The 12,794-nt window shown below is 63.5% G+C and carries 14 protein-coding genes; 8 read left to right on the forward strand and 6 right to left on the reverse strand.

Annotated elements, in window-relative coordinates; translation table 11 throughout:
* Window positions 1–10: 10 nt before the first annotated feature.
* Entirely contained in the window at window positions 11–697 is a 687-nt protein-coding gene (locus tag ACIPUD_RS35685; protein WP_018456233.1) for a L,D-transpeptidase, read from the reverse strand.
* A 334-nt stretch (window positions 698–1,031) separates the two neighbouring features.
* Between ACIPUD_RS35685 and ACIPUD_RS35690 the strand changes: the two genes are divergently transcribed.
* Complete coding sequence (locus ACIPUD_RS35690; protein ID WP_018456234.1) at window positions 1,032–2,009, forward strand: magnesium transporter CorA family protein; 978 nt, start codon at window positions 1,032–1,034, stop codon at window positions 2,007–2,009.
* Between the two features lie 186 nt (window positions 2,010–2,195).
* Entirely contained in the window at window positions 2,196–2,414 is a 219-nt protein-coding gene (locus ACIPUD_RS35695; RefSeq protein WP_026233114.1) for a hypothetical protein, read from the forward strand.
* Window positions 2,415–2,620: 206 nt separating this feature from the next.
* Here the strand turns inward: ACIPUD_RS35695 and ACIPUD_RS35700 are convergent, their stop codons facing one another.
* Both ACIPUD_RS35700 and pdxH read right to left on the reverse strand, forming a co-directional pair.
* Window positions 2,621–3,373 carry an SDR family NAD(P)-dependent oxidoreductase gene (locus tag ACIPUD_RS35700; protein ID WP_026233115.1) on the reverse strand — a complete coding sequence of 251 codons (753 nt, stop codon included), beginning with the start codon at window positions 3,371–3,373 and terminating at the stop codon, window positions 2,621–2,623.
* A gap of 97 nt (window positions 3,374–3,470) precedes the next feature.
* Window positions 3,471–4,112, reverse strand: coding sequence for a pyridoxamine 5'-phosphate oxidase (gene pdxH, locus ACIPUD_RS35705; RefSeq protein ID WP_018456236.1), 642 nt, complete (start codon window positions 4,110–4,112; stop codon window positions 3,471–3,473).
* 113 nt (window positions 4,113–4,225) lie between these two features.
* Between pdxH and ACIPUD_RS35710 the strand changes: the two genes are divergently transcribed.
* Together ACIPUD_RS35710 and ACIPUD_RS35715 are read left to right on the forward strand one after the other, a co-directional pair.
* Complete coding sequence (locus ACIPUD_RS35710; protein ID WP_446482500.1) at window positions 4,226–4,633, forward strand: RT0821/Lpp0805 family surface protein; 408 nt, start codon at window positions 4,226–4,228, stop codon at window positions 4,631–4,633.
* 109 nt (window positions 4,634–4,742) lie between these two features.
* Window positions 4,743–5,708, forward strand: coding sequence for a DnaJ C-terminal domain-containing protein (locus ACIPUD_RS35715; RefSeq protein WP_018456238.1), 966 nt, complete (start codon window positions 4,743–4,745; stop codon window positions 5,706–5,708).
* A 328-nt stretch (window positions 5,709–6,036) separates the two neighbouring features.
* On the opposite strand, the gene ACIPUD_RS35720 is transcribed toward ACIPUD_RS35715, so the two are convergent.
* Both ACIPUD_RS35720 and ACIPUD_RS35725 read right to left on the reverse strand, forming a co-directional pair.
* Window positions 6,037–6,807: an anti-sigma factor family protein gene (locus ACIPUD_RS35720; RefSeq protein WP_085352549.1), complete on the reverse strand. Its 771-nt coding sequence runs from the start codon at window positions 6,805–6,807 to the stop codon at window positions 6,037–6,039.
* 106 nt (window positions 6,808–6,913) lie between these two features.
* Entirely contained in the window at window positions 6,914–7,402 is a 489-nt protein-coding gene (locus tag ACIPUD_RS35725; protein WP_007594679.1) for a sigma-70 family RNA polymerase sigma factor, read from the reverse strand.
* A gap of 172 nt (window positions 7,403–7,574) precedes the next feature.
* Between ACIPUD_RS35725 and fabI the strand changes: the two genes are divergently transcribed.
* The 4 genes from fabI to ACIPUD_RS35745 all read left to right on the forward strand — a co-directional run bounded on the left by fabI (window position 7,575) and on the right by ACIPUD_RS35745 (window position 11,529).
* Window positions 7,575–8,390 carry an enoyl-ACP reductase FabI gene (gene fabI, locus ACIPUD_RS35730; RefSeq protein WP_247565640.1) on the forward strand — a complete coding sequence of 272 codons (816 nt, stop codon included), beginning with the start codon at window positions 7,575–7,577 and terminating at the stop codon, window positions 8,388–8,390.
* Between the two features lie 14 nt (window positions 8,391–8,404).
* The gene (locus ACIPUD_RS35735; protein WP_018456242.1) at window positions 8,405–9,004 is read left to right on the forward strand and encodes a histidine phosphatase family protein; all 600 of its coding nucleotides are present in this window, start codon (window positions 8,405–8,407) and stop codon (window positions 9,002–9,004) included.
* A 165-nt stretch (window positions 9,005–9,169) separates the two neighbouring features.
* Window positions 9,170–10,258 (forward strand): chorismate synthase, encoded by a 1,089-nt coding sequence (aroC, locus tag ACIPUD_RS35740; protein ID WP_446482501.1) that lies wholly within the window; start codon window positions 9,170–9,172, stop codon window positions 10,256–10,258.
* Between the two features lie 80 nt (window positions 10,259–10,338).
* A complete protein-coding gene (locus ACIPUD_RS35745) occupies window positions 10,339–11,529 on the forward strand; it encodes an adenylate/guanylate cyclase domain-containing protein (RefSeq protein ID WP_204513891.1) in 1,191 nt (396 codons plus the stop codon).
* 44 nt (window positions 11,530–11,573) lie between these two features.
* Here ACIPUD_RS35745 and ACIPUD_RS35750 read toward each other — a convergent pair whose 3' ends face one another.
* Window positions 11,574–12,740: a sensor histidine kinase gene (locus ACIPUD_RS35750; RefSeq protein ID WP_204513892.1), complete on the reverse strand. Its 1,167-nt coding sequence runs from the start codon at window positions 12,738–12,740 to the stop codon at window positions 11,574–11,576.
* Between the last annotated feature and the right edge of the window lie 54 nt (window positions 12,741–12,794).

Raw genomic sequence — 12,794 nt, forward strand, 5'->3', positions numbered from 1 at the left:
AGGTACCTGATCAGTAGCTGCCCGCCTGGCCAGTTTGGCTGCCGCCGAGCGCAAGCCGTGAATTGTAGGGCGAGTCGCCATGCTTGGGCTCGAGCACCACAACGAGGGTGCCGACCTTGACGCGATCATAGAGGTCGATCGCGTCCTCGTTGGTCAGGCGGATGCAGCCCGACGAGATCGACGCGCCGATATATTCCGGCTGGTTGGTGCCGTGAATGCGGAACAATGTGTCCTTGCCGCCCGAGTAGAGATACATCGCGCGGGAGCCCATTGGATTGTCCGGACCGGGGGCGACGAAGGTGGGCACGCCCAGGCGCGAAATTTCGCCGGGGGTGGGGTGCCAGGCCGGCCACTCGGTCTTGCTGCCCACCTTGGCGATGCCCGACCAAGCCATGGCTTCTTCACCGACGGTGATGCCGTAGCGGATCGCCTTGCCGCCATCCAGAACGTAGTAGAGGTAATGGTTGTCGGAATCGACCACGATCGAGCCCGGCGATTCCTTGCGGTGGTACTCAACGATGGCGCGGCGGAACGGCTCTGCGACCGGGGTGTTCTCGTACCGAACCTTGGCAAGGAGTTCCTTGTCCTTCGGCTTGAAGGCCTTGGTGTCGGTCGCTTCAAAATGCGTGGCCTGCATGCAGCCCGACAGCATCAGGCCAGCGGCCAAAATACCCAGCGTAACTTTCAGCGACGACATGATTTGGTTCCAATCGACAACAACAAGCTTCGTGGAGCTTGAGTAAGCCCAATTCCACGATTCCGTTGGCCCCATTATCGTTGAAATCTGCCACAATTCCAGCCTCACGACGCTTCTCCCGCGCTGCAAGACCTTACCTGTGGCTTTTCTGCCGCAAGTTTTGCGGGCCAGAGCCGGTTTTTGGGCAAAACGGTCGTAAGTGTCGATTCCGTGCCACAGTTGGGCCATGCCGTCGCCACAAATGCAAACGCTCGTTAATGTGCTTGTCATCATCAACTTGTCAGAATCGCGCTAAGCGCTGTCAGTCTGTCGCAGGCCCCTGCTGGAGTTGTGCATGTTTTCTGTGTTCGTTCCCTTCGAGTCCTCCCTCAAGAAGGCCGTCATCGAGGATCTCGCAGCAGTCCCGGAGCATGCGGTCTGGATCGACCTGGTCAACCCCACCGCGGCCGAGGACAAAGCCGTCGAGAAGCTCTCGGGGATCGCAATCCCGACCCGGGAGGACATGCAGGAGATCGAGATCTCGAGCCGCCTCTATATGGAGAACGGCGCGCGCTACATGACCGCGACGCTGATGTGCCAATCCGATACCGATATGCCGAGGACCACGGCGGTCACGTTCATTCTGGGCGACCACCGCCTGGTAACGGTGCGCTATGACCAGCCCAAGCCCTTTGCGCTGGTCGAGGCCAAGCTGGCCCGTTCCTGCACACCGGCCATCACCGGCGAGATGGTGCTGATGGAGCTGCTCGATGCCGTGATCGACCGCTGCGCCGACATCCTGGAGCGCTGCGGCGCCGAGATCGATCAGGTCTCCCATGACATTTTCGAGCCGGAGAGCGAGCGCCACGGTCACGCCAAGCAATATTCGCAAATCCTGATCTCGATCGGCCGCAAGGGCGATCTGACCTCCAAGGTTCGCGAGAGCCTGGTCTCGATCGGCCGCGTCGTCGCCTTCCTTTCCGCGGTGGTGGAGGGCGTGAAATGGTCGAAGGACATGCGCGAGCAGCTCAAGACCATGCAGCGTGACGTCGTCTCGCTGACCGATCATGCCTCCTATCTCTCCAGCAAGATCACCTTTGTGCTCGACGCCATGCTCGGCGTCGTCAATCTCGAGCAGAACAACATCATCAAGCTGTTTTCGGTCATGGCGGTTGTCCTGATGCCGCCGACGCTGATCGCCTCGATCTACGGCATGAACTTCAAGTCGATGCCGGAACTCGAATGGGTGCACGGTTATCCGTTCGCGCTGGTGCTGATGCTGATTGCGGCGATCGTTCCGTACTGGATCTTCAAGTGGAAGAAGTGGCTGTAATAGTGACCGAGACCTTACGCCGGACGCAGAGACACAGTGTCTGGTGTCGCAGAATAGAGCGGGATTGCGGCCGCACGGCGATGTGTGCTCGCCGCCCCAATTCCTCCGGTAAAATTTGAGCGGTGGGCTGAACGTTTGCGCGAAACTTGTCTGCGATAAGGAGCAGGTAAGCCGCGAGGAACAGCCATGGTTGAAAAACACATAACGACGCCCCCCAACGTCATCGATCTGGCGAGCTATCGCCACGTCGCGACGAGCGGCAAGGCGTCGTCGATGTCGGCGCGCATGTGCCGGCACTGTGGTGCTCCGCTGCTCGACGGCGAGAACGACGACGATTGCTCGACTGCAATCAGCACGGCCGCTCCGCAGCCACGCGAGAGGTCACGTCGGATTCGACTCGATTGAGGAACGGAAAGCTAAGGGCGATCCAGGTCTTGCGGCGGCGTTGTCTGGATCGCCTTGCTTCTCCGGCGTAATTTCCAACATCATCATTGCGAGGAGCTCGCGACAAAATTGCGAAGCAATTTTGCACTGAAGCGACGAGGCAATCCAGACTGTCCTCACCGAGGCAGTCTGGATTGCTTCGCTTGCGCTTGCAATGACGCGGTAGCCTACACGTGCTGGCCGCCGTTGATGTGGATCTCGGCGCCGTTGACGTAAGAACTGGTGTCCGTGCACAGCACGTAGATGATCTTGGCGACCTCGTCCGGTGTGCCGAGCCGGTGCATCGGGATCTGCTGGTCGACGATCTTCTCGGTGCCCGGCGACAGGATCGAGGTGTCGATCTCGCCCGGCGCGATCGCGTTGACGCGCACGCCGACGCGGCCGAAGTCGGAGGCCATTTCGCGCGTCAGGGACGCCAGCGCGGCCTTCGAGGTGGCGTAGGCCGCGCCCGCGAAGGGATGCACGCGCGAGCCCGCGATCGAGGTGACGTTCACGACAGAGCCCTTGGCCGCCTTCAATTCCTCGATCAGCCCGCGCGCCATCATGATCGGCGCGAAGAAGTTGACATTGAACACGTGCGTCCAGGTGTCGAGGTCGGTGTCGATCGAGCCGAGCCTGGAGCCGCCGGCCCCCTTCGGCGAGATCGCGGCGTTGTTGACCAGCGCATGCAGCATGCCGCCTTCGAGACGGTCGCGGATGTCGGAGATCGCGCGCGTGGTATCTGCGGGGGTGGCGAGGTCGACCTGGATATGGTCCTCAGGGCCCGCGTCCCAGGGACAATCCTCCGGGAACGGATGCCGCGAGCAGGTGATCACGCGCCAGCCGGCCGAGGAGAAACGGATCACGGTGGCATGGCCGATGCCGCGGCTCGCCCCGGTCAGGAGCAGCGTACGGCGCGGCGCATTGGACGACTGCGGCATGGACATCTTTCAGGCTGGAGCATGATCCGGACCCGGAGGGCCGCGTTAGCGCAAACTGTGCAGCGGTTTTCCGAAGGGATCATTCTCGAACAAAATTCTAGGGATACATTCGCGTCTTGGACCATTTCTGGCCGGCCGCGTCACGGCGAAATTCAATGCGGTCGTGCAGGCGGAACGGGCGGTCGTGCCAGAACTCGATACGCGACGGTGTTATACGCCAGCCGCTCCAGCCCGGCGGACGCGGCACCTTGCCGATCATGTGCTTGGCGGCGACCTTGGCGATCGCCTGCTCGAAAGCGAAGCGGCTCTCGAGCTCCTGCGACTGCTTGCTCGCCCAGGCGCCGATCTGCGCCTGCTTGGGACGGGTGGCGAAATAGGCGTCGGCTTCGGCCTCGGTCACCGGCGTCACGTTGCCGCGGATGCGGACCTGACGGCGCAGCGACTTCCAGTGAAAAAGTAACGCCGCCTTAGGATTTGCGGCGAGTTCGCGGCCCTTCTGGCTGGCGATGTGGCTGTAGAAGACGAAACCATCGGTATCGAAGCCCTTCATCAGCACCATGCGCACGTCCGGCAGGCCGTCGGGATCGACGGTCGCGAGCGCCATGGCGTTCGGATCGTTCGGCTCGCTCTTGATGGCTTCGTTCAGCCAGGCCTCGAACAGCGCAAACGGCTCGTCGGCGGCGGTGAAATCACCGGATGTTAAGGGTGTCTGGTGTTTCATCGAGGTCGTGTCGGTCATGTCTGGGGTCCGAGTTGCGTCCTGCGGTCCAAAACGCGTTGTTGTCTGCTACCGCCCTATATAGGGTATGGGGACGCGTTGGCCTATCGGCGATCCGGCCGTCCGGCTTCGTCATGACGATCATTCTGATCGGACTCGGCACCGGCGGTTGCAGCTTTTCCCGCAACGACAAGAGTGCCTACGCCAAGGCCGATGACAGCGACCTTACCGGCTCGATCGCAATGCCGGCCAGGGTGGCGGCACCGACAGAGACCGATCTCGCCTTCGCCCGCAACGCCGCCTCCGACGTGCTCAGCAAGAACGATAAGGATTCCAGCCAGCGTTGGGAGAATCCGGAAACCGGGGCGCGCGGTTCGGTCACGCCGATCGCGCAATCCTATGCCGCCGAGGACGGCCGCAAGTGCCGCGACTTCCTGGCGAGCTACGTCAATGGCAGCACCGAAAGCTGGCTCCAGGGCGCGGGCTGCCAAAGCAGCCGTGGCAGTTGGGAGATTCATACGCTAAAGCCGTGGCGGAGCTAGGAATCGCTTCACCAGGCTAGTTGCAAAAATACCACTCGCCCCCCACATGAGGCTCAGTTGGGGCGGGGAGCCCTTTGAACAATTCGATTTCTTGAAGGAGACGTGACGGATGCGCGACCCCTATGAGGTCTTGGGGGTGCCGCGGAGCGCCAACGCTGCCGCGATCAAGAGCGCCTATCGCAAGCTTGCCAAGAAGCACCATCCCGACAGCAACAAGAACGACCCGAAGGCGGCCGAGCGCTTCGCTGAGCTCAATACGGCCAATGAGATCCTCGGCGACGAGGACAAGCGCAAGCAATTCGACCGCGGCGAGATCGACGCCGACGGCAAGCCGCGCTTCCAGGGTTTTCCGGGCGGCGGCGGTGGGCCGCGCGGGCGCGCGGGTCCCGGCGGGTTCGAGAGCTATACGTTCCGCGGTGGCGGCGCGGGCCCTGGTCCGGGCGGCGGCGCGTTCGAGGACATCCTCAACAGCATGTTCGGAGGAGGGCCGCGTCCGCGCCCAGGGGCCGGCGGCGGTGCCCAGTTCGAATTCGACACCGGCGGGATCGGGCTCGATCTCGACGTCAATGTCGCCATGACCGTCTCGCTGGAGGAGGCGGTGAAGGGCGGCGAGAAGCGCGTCCGGCTGCCGAACGGCAAGGAGCTCAACGTCAAGATTCCGGCCGGCGTGACCGAAGGCCAGCAGATCCGGTTGCGGGGGCAGGGCGAGAGCGCTCAGGGCCATCCGCCGGGCGATCTCCTGATCACGATCGGCATCGCGCAGCATCCGTTCTTCAAGATCGAGGGCGCCGATCTCAGGATCGACCTGCCGGTCACGCTCTACGAGGCGGTGCTTGGCGGCAAGGTCCGCGTGCCCACCCTCGGCAATGCCGTGGAGCTTTCGGTTCCGCAAAACACCTCCAGCGGCCGGACCTTCCGCCTCAAGGGCAAAGGATTGCCAAAAACTGGTGGAACCGGGGATCTCTTCGTCACCGTCAGGATTATGCTACCGGACGGGAACGACGCCGAGCTTGAAGCATTGATGGAAAAGTGGCGGGAGCAGCGCCCCTACAATCCACGTAGCGGGCTTGGCTAAGTGTGATCCGGAAAGTGTGAGGGGTTCTCCTAAAGACTGAGAGCGTCGTGCATCGAGATGATGCTCATCATATGCCCGAGGCGTGGTAGCCCTTCTTGGCTCACGTGCTCGAAGTGTCGGCTGTCCGGCGGGGCAGCCGATAAAAAGGTGCGGCCTCGAGAGGGGGACCAGCGCGGTACCAAAAACCCCAATCGAGGCCGCCCGCGTCGATCGGCGGATCGAACGCTGCTCATTTTCGCGTGATCATCCGGTGCGATAATGAGACGCGCCGATGTCTTCATTCCAAATTTTCAATGTCGGAATCGAGGCACCGCGTTTGCGTGGTTGTCTAGGTGCCGCTTTTCTCTGCTTGGTCGTAGACCGCCTGCGCCACTTTGGTCAGCCGGTCCCGGTCGCCGCCACCGCTGACGACGTAGCCGACGCCGCGCTCCGACCAGAACAGCGCCCCGTCCTTGTCCGTTCTGGCATACCGCATCTGCGTCGCGCCATTCTCGGTCTTGGCGGTGTAGATCGTGTACCGCTCGCCCGAGGCGCCCTCATACATCAGGAACGACGCCGGGCCGTTCGGCCCCGGCAAGAGCCGGCCGCCGACGAGCTTTAGTCCACTCGCCTCCAGGTTCGGAGCAAACACGGTCCAGCCGCAGCGTCTGGTCAGCCAGGCCTGGAGGTGGTCGCGCTCGTTGCCGCCGACCTCGACGGGATGGCGAACCTCGACGACATAGAGGCGGTGGGCGTCGAGTGCGTCGGTCGTAAAGCTCTGGAAAGTCGAGGGCGCGTTGGCGGCACCGTGCGCCAGCCAGCCGGCGGTGCCGCCGGCCATGAAGGCCACCAGCACAGCCGCGGCGGCGCCATAGAGCCAGTGCCGCGGGCGGCGCTCCAGCCGTTCGAGCTCGAGCCGCGCCGGCACCGGCTCCTGGGCGACGGAATCGTAGCGGGCGTGCAGCATCTCGGCCATGGCGCGCCAGGACTGCACGCGCTCGCCATCCTCGGGCTGCGCGGCAAGCCAGGCCTCGACATCGGCGCGGCGCTCGGCCGGCAGCTCGCCGTCAACATAGGCGTGCAGTTCGTCCTCGGTCACTGGGATCTTGCGGTCGTTCATATCGATCGTCTCTGGCTCTGCGGCCCAAAATGTTCTTCGTGGTTCAACTGCGCCGCTTCCCGCGCCATGCAGGAGAAACGACCGGCGCGATGCATCAATCCTGCCATCATTTCACCCGCCTGAGCGCCGGGCGCTCGCCCTCCAGCGAGGCTTTGACGTGGGCGCGGGCGCGTGCCAGGCGCGACATCACGGTGCCGATCGGCACGCCCTGGATGTCGGCGACCTCGCGGTAGCTCATGCCCTCCAGCATCACCAGGAGCAGCACCGAGCGTTGCTCCTCGACGAGCGTCGCCAGCGCCCTCTCGATATCGCGCCCTTCGGCTTCGGTCCCGCTGGCATCCGGGTTGTTCTCCGTCAGCTGCATGAATTGCGGCCGTCGTGCCAGCGAACGCCGCCGGTTCTTGTTGAGGTTGGTCAGGATCGTATAGAGCCAGCTCCTGACGTCGCCTCCGAGGAACAGACGCTCCGAACGCAGCGCCCGCACCAGCGTATCCTGCACCAGATCGTCGGCCGCATCCGCCTCGCGCGTGAGCGCGCGGGCGTAGCGGCGCAACGCCGGGATCATGGCTTCAACACTCTGGCGAAACGCACTCATTGCGGTCTTGACGTCCTGATGTCGGCGCGAGCGCCACAACGATCATAACACCCGAGCGGAACGGCTATTCCGGCGCTTGAAACAGCGTTAACGCCGCGTATTAGGACTGTACCGCAACGGAGGGCTGGTGTACCTCCAAACCTCACCGGGAGCTCGACGGGACGTTAGCAAAATGGCGCAGAATTCAGGTCTGATGCAGGGCAAGCGGGGCGTGGTCCTCGGCGTTGCCAACAACCGCTCGATCGCCTGGGGCATTGCCAAGGCATGCCACGCGGCTGGCGCGGAGCTTGCCTTCACCTATCAGGGCGATGCGCTGAAGAAGCGCGTCGAGCCGCTCGCCGCCGAGATCGGCGGGCTCGTGCTCGGCCATTGCGACGTCACCGATGCTGCGACCATCGATGCGGCCTTCGCGGTGCTGAAGGAGAAGTGGGGCAAGATCGACTTTCTGGTGCATGCGATCGCCTATGGCGAGCAACTCGACGGCCGCTACGTCGACACCACGCAGGAGAATTTTTCGAAATCCCTGCTGATCTCCTGCTATTCGTTCACGGCGGTGGCGCAACGCGCCGAGAAGCTGATGACCGACGGTGGCTCGCTCATCACGCTCAGCTATTACGGCGCCGAGAAGTGGATGCCGCATTACAACGTCATGGGCGTCGCGAAAGCGGCGCTCGAAGCGAGCGTGCGTTATCTCGCCGCCGATCTCGGTGAGAAGAATATCCGCGTCAACGCGATCTCCGCGGGGCCGATCAAGACCCTCGCGGCGTCCGGTATCGGCGATTTCAGATATATCCTGAAGTGGAACGAGGCCAACGCACCGCTGCGGCGCAACGTCTCCACGGAAGACGTCGGCGGCAGCGCTCTGTATTTCCTCTCCGACCTCTCGCGCGGCGTCACCGGCGAGGTGCACCACGTCGATTCCGGCTATCACGTGCTCGGCATGAAGCGCCCGGAAGCGCCGGACATTTCGTTCGGCGGGAAGGACTAACTTTTCACCCAGCAATGCCTGTGCCCACGATTTATTACCTTCGCCACGGCGAGACCGAGTGGAATGCGCTCGGGAGGCTTCAGGGCATCAAGGACATTCCGCTGAACGCACGCGGTCGCGGTCAGGCGGTGCAGGCCGGCGGCATTCTCGCCGATCTCTTCAAGCGCGAGGGCCGCGACAAGGCCGCATTACCCTACGTGTCGAGTCCGCTTGGCCGCGCACGAGAGACCATGGAACTGGCGCGGAGCAAGCTCGAACTGCCGACTGCGGGCTATACGCTCGACGATCGCCTGCGTGAGATCGGCTACGGCACCTGGGAGGGACTGACGCTGGCCGAGAGCGAGGCCTCCGATCCCGACATCTACGCCCGGCGCCTCGCCGACAAATGGACGGTGGGCCCCGCGGGCGGAGAGACCTACGCCGATGTGCAGGTCCGCGTGCGCGCCTGGTACGACCAACTCCGGACCGACACCGTCGCGGTCGCCCATGGTGGGACCTGCCGGGCCCTGATGGTTTCACTCGGCCTGGAGACGCCGGCGAGCGCCGCCGAACTTTATATCGAGCAGGGCGCCGTCTACGTGTTCCGCGACGGGCGGTTGGAGAAGTTTAGTTAAGCCGGTTCGCTTGCGCGTCCTGCGCCGTCATGCCCGGGGCGCCCTTTTGCGCTTGTGGGCCAAGAACGTGGATGGCGGGACAAGCCCGGCCATGACGACCGTGTAGGCATTTGACCCCAATTTCAGGGCGAGTTAAGTCAGCACTGACTTACGAGCTAGATACGGATGTCCTTCAACACCTTCGGCCACATGTTCCGCGTCACGACCTTCGGCGAGAGCCATGGGGTGGCGATCGGCTGCGTGGTCGACGGCTGCCCGCCCATGATCCCGCTCGTCGAGGCCGACATCCAGGGTGATCTTGATCGCCGCCGACCCGGCCAGTCGCGCTTCACGACCCAGCGTCAGGAGCCGGACCAGGTCAAGATCCTCTCCGGCGTGATGGCGCATCCGGAGACCGGCGTGCAGGTGACGACGGGCACGCCGATCGGGCTCCTGATCGAGAACACCGACCAGCGCTCAAAAGACTATTCCGAGATCAAGGACAAGTTTCGGCCTGGCCACGCTGACTTTACCTATGAAGCGAAGTACGGCCTGCGCGACTATCGCGGCGGCGGCCGCTCCTCGGCGCGCGAGACCGCGACGCGCGTCGCCGCCGGCGCGATCGCTCGAAAGGTGCTGCCCGATGTGAAGGTGCGCGGCGCGCTGGTGCAGATGGGGCCACACAAGATCGACCGCGCGAAATGGGACTGGGACGAGCTCGCGAAAAACCCGTTCTTCTGTCCGGACAAGGACAAGGCCGCGTTCTTCGAGACCTATCTCGACGGCATCCGCAAGAGCGGCTCCTCGATCGGCGCGGTGATCGAGGTCGTCGCCGAAGGTGTGCCGGCTGGCCTTGGCGCCCCGATCTACGCCAAGCTCGATGCCGAGCTCGCCGCCGCAATGATGAGCATCAATGCGGTGAAGGGCGTCGAGATCGGCGCCGGCTTCGGCGCGGCCGAACTCACCGGGGAAGAGAATGCCGACGAGATGCGCACGGGCAATGACGGCACGCGTTTTCTGTCCAACCACGCTGGTGGCGTGCTGGGCGGCATCTCCACGGGGCAGCCGGTGGTGGTGCGTTTCGCCGTCAAGCCGACCTCGTCGATCCTGCAGCCGCGTCTCACCGTCGATCGCAACGGCGCCGACACCGAGATCATGACCAAGGGCCGCCACGATCCCTGCGTCGGCATCCGCGCCGTCCCCGTCGGCGAAGCCATGATGGCCTGCGTGTTGGCGGATCATTTCCTGCGCGACCGCGGCCAGGTCGGGCGCTAGCGTTCCGCAGGGCGCTTGTATCGCGCCACTAGTCCACCGCGCAGCTTGACGATCCCACAACTTCGTCCGCAAATGCACGCATGGAAAGCTCCGAGCTCCAACGTATCACCAACTGGCTGATCGACGGCGCCTGGTCGTCGAAGGCCCCGGCCGAGATGACGGCCGAAGCCTGCGAACGGATGGTTGCAGCCGGTCTGCCGCTATGGCGGTTCGGCATCTTCATCCGCACGCTGCATCCCGAAATTTTCGGTCGCAACTTCATCTGGCGGGAAGGCGAGGAGGTCGAGATCGGCACGGTCGATTTCGAGATCCTGGAGACGCCGGAATTCGCCAGAAGTCCGCTGCGGGTCGTGTTCGAGCAGGGACTTGAGGTGCGGGGACGCATGGACGATCCCGGCAGCAAGCATTTCCCTTTTTTCGACGATATGCGTGCCGAAGGCGTAACCGACTACGTCGCGACGCCAATGCAGTTTCTCGACGGCTCGGTCCACGCGACGAGCTGGACAACGCGCCATCCAGGCGGCTTCACCGATGAACACATCGCGGCGATTCACACCATCGTCAAGCCGCTCGCGCGCATCACCGAGATCATCAGCCTGCGCCGCACCGCCGAGATGCTGCTCGACACCTATGTCGGCAATCGTGCCGGCGCGCGCATCCTTGGCGGTCAGATCCGCCGCGGCCACAACGACACCATGCAGGCTGCGATCTGGCTCTCCGATCTGCGCGGCTTCACGGCACTGTCGGACCGGCTGCCGGCCGAGACCGTGGTCGAGATCCTCAACCATTATTTCGACTGCCAGGTTGCCGCGATCCGCGGCCATGGCGGCGAGGTGCTGAAATTCATGGGCGACGGCCTGCTCGCGGTATTCCCGATCGACGAATATGTCGGCGATGCCGCGCATGTCTGCACGCGGGTGCTGGAGGCAGCGCGCGAATCTCGCGCCAGTGTCGAGGCGCTCGCATATCCTGTCGGCGACGTCGTCGAGCGCTTCCGCTTCGGCGTGGCGCTCCACGTCGGCAACATCCTCTACGGCAATATTGGCGGCGGCAACCGCCTCGACTTCACCTGCATTGGCCCCGCGGTCAATCTTGCTGCGCGGCTGGAGAAGATCACGGGTCGCCTGGGGCGGACCGTCGTGGCCTCAGAAGGCTTCGCCAATGTCTGCCACCACGACTGGCACGAGCTCGGCGAATTCCCGATCGCGGGCTTTTCCAAGGCGCAGCGCGTGTACGGGCTGACGGAGGAGACGCCGGTGGTGATGGCCTGAGGTCATCCTCGGATGTCCGCCGCCGTCAGCCTGGTGAGCAGAATTCAGGCGTTCGACGCCATCACCGACTTCAGCGGTACATCCAGCTGATAGACAAATCCGGACGGTTCGTAGGCCAGCCGCACCTGTCCGTTCAGTTGCTGGCCGAGCGACTCGATCATCCGGGTGCCGTAGCTCCGTCGTGTCGGCGGCGCCACCACGGGGCCGCCGCTTTCGCTCCACTTCAGGCGCAGCCTTTGCTCGATCTCGTCCACCGTCCATGCGATCTCGACATGTCCGGAGGAACTGGACAGTGCGCCGAACTTCGTCGTGTTGGTGCAGAGCTCGTTGAACGTCATCGCGAGCGCTATCACGGCACCGGATGTGATCCGGAGATCCGGCCCATTGAAATGGAATCGTCGACCTCCCTGACCGTCATAGGGATCGGTGGCGCCGCTCAGGGTATGAGTGAGGCTCGCATTGGACCAGCTGACCTGTATCAACAGGTCGTGGGCGCGCCCCAACGCCAGCAAGCGGCCATCCATGGCTTTTTGGCCTTGCTCGAGATTGATTGCGGCCCGGAAGCTCTGGGCTGCGATTGCGCTCACCGTCGCAAGCGTATTCTTGATGCGATGATGCAGCTCTCCGAGGATGAGCTTTTGCAACTTGTCGGCCGCCTCGCGTTCGTGGGCTTCGATGCCGGCTTGAGCGAGCAGGACCTTGGCGTCGGTGTCGGCCTGTTCCAGCAACAGGCGCAGATTGTCGTTCTCCGCCACCAGAACCGATTCCTGTGGCGATCGGGCAACCCCAAGGTTTTCCCCGGGATCCGTTGTGGTCGGAAGGATTTTTAGCGCGCCCGCTCCGATCATCGTCTGCAACTGCGAGATCATTTCGTCGACGGCGAGCGGCTTGCGAAAGAAGCGGCTGTCCGCCGGCGTTTCGGTTTCAGACGGCTTTACCTGACCGGAAACCAGTACGATCTTGATGGCAGGCCAGCGATCGTGCACCGCGTGGGCCAGCTTCAGGCCGTCCATGGTCCCGGGCATCTGGATGTCGCTGAACAGAAGCGAGATGTCCGACCGCGACTCGAGGATCGAGATGGCTTCGTCGGCGTTGACGGCCTCCACAGGGCAGAAGCCTGCATCCTCTACGATATCGACCGCGCGCATGCGCAGGATCATCTCGTCTTCGACGACGAGAACGTTCGGCAAGGAGGTTGGGGGCGTTGACATCTGTGCACGACACTTTCCTGGATCATCCGACAAGCTCGGCCGGCGCTTTGCGAT

It is taken from the genome of Bradyrhizobium sp. CAR08, assembly GCF_052871955.1.

What these genes read in the sequence shown, in the direction of transcription:
- ACIPUD_RS35685 (WP_018456233.1), bottom strand. Translation starts at nt 697, where the DNA reads ATGTCGTCGCTGAAAGTTACGCTGGGTATTTTGGCCGCTGGCCTGATG.
- ACIPUD_RS35690 (WP_018456234.1), top strand. Translation starts at nt 1,032, where the DNA reads ATGTTTTCTGTGTTCGTTCCCTTCGAGTCCTCCCTCAAGAAGGCCGTC.
- ACIPUD_RS35695 (WP_026233114.1), top strand. Translation starts at nt 2,196, where the DNA reads ATGGTTGAAAAACACATAACGACGCCCCCCAACGTCATCGATCTGGCG.
- ACIPUD_RS35700 (WP_026233115.1), bottom strand. Translation starts at nt 3,373, where the DNA reads ATGCCGCAGTCGTCCAATGCGCCGCGCCGTACGCTGCTCCTGACCGGG.
- pdxH (WP_018456236.1), bottom strand. Translation starts at nt 4,112, where the DNA reads ATGACCGACACGACCTCGATGAAACACCAGACACCCTTAACATCCGGT.
- ACIPUD_RS35710 (WP_446482500.1), top strand. Translation starts at nt 4,226, where the DNA reads ATGACGATCATTCTGATCGGACTCGGCACCGGCGGTTGCAGCTTTTCC.
- ACIPUD_RS35715 (WP_018456238.1), top strand. Translation starts at nt 4,743, where the DNA reads ATGCGCGACCCCTATGAGGTCTTGGGGGTGCCGCGGAGCGCCAACGCT.
- ACIPUD_RS35720 (WP_085352549.1), bottom strand. Translation starts at nt 6,807, where the DNA reads ATGAACGACCGCAAGATCCCAGTGACCGAGGACGAACTGCACGCCTAT.
- ACIPUD_RS35725 (WP_007594679.1), bottom strand. Translation starts at nt 7,402, where the DNA reads ATGAGTGCGTTTCGCCAGAGTGTTGAAGCCATGATCCCGGCGTTGCGC.
- fabI (WP_247565640.1), top strand. Translation starts at nt 7,575, where the DNA reads ATGGCGCAGAATTCAGGTCTGATGCAGGGCAAGCGGGGCGTGGTCCTC.
- ACIPUD_RS35735 (WP_018456242.1), top strand. Translation starts at nt 8,405, where the DNA reads ATGCCTGTGCCCACGATTTATTACCTTCGCCACGGCGAGACCGAGTGG.
- aroC (WP_446482501.1), top strand. Translation starts at nt 9,170, where the DNA reads ATGTCCTTCAACACCTTCGGCCACATGTTCCGCGTCACGACCTTCGGC.
- ACIPUD_RS35745 (WP_204513891.1), top strand. Translation starts at nt 10,339, where the DNA reads ATGGAAAGCTCCGAGCTCCAACGTATCACCAACTGGCTGATCGACGGC.
- ACIPUD_RS35750 (WP_204513892.1), bottom strand. Translation starts at nt 12,740, where the DNA reads ATGTCAACGCCCCCAACCTCCTTGCCGAACGTTCTCGTCGTCGAAGAC.